At 27.7% G+C, this 412-nt stretch carries 1 protein-coding gene; it reads left to right on the forward strand.

Going from position 1 to position 412, the window contains the following annotated elements:
- A partial coding sequence (locus EII29_RS11630; RefSeq protein ID WP_233573340.1) for a DNA replication protein occupies positions 1 to 273 on the forward strand: 273 nt, incomplete at its 5' end.
- Positions 274 to 412: the final 139 nt, after the last annotated feature.

The following is a 412-nucleotide window of genomic DNA, read 5'->3' on the forward strand; positions in this document are numbered from 1 at the left end:
AAACTATATGACTTAGATCAGAGCTTAAAGATAAACTTGGCAATAAACGGACCTGCACTACTTGATAAAAGTCCTTATTTATTAGAAGCGAAAGATAAGTATAATAAAGAAGAATTATTAAAAGATTATACTAATGGAAAGTATACAGATAAAGGTTTATCAAATAGTCCAAAACTAAATACAAATGTATTGCCATATGAAAGGAAAGAAAATATAGGAGTATCGGATATAAACAGCTATTTAAGAAATTTAAGAATGGGAGTTGAAAGATAATGAAAAAGATAATAATGATGATAATTATAGGAACAATGTTAAATTCTTGTGGAATGTTACGATATGGAATTGAAAAGACCAACTTTGAAATAGAAAGTGATAAGCATGAAGTTTTACTGAAAAGAAAGGATGGACCTTC

The organism is Leptotrichia sp. OH3620_COT-345, assembly GCF_003932895.1.
Classification (GTDB): domain Bacteria; phylum Fusobacteriota; class Fusobacteriia; order Fusobacteriales; family Leptotrichiaceae; genus Pseudoleptotrichia.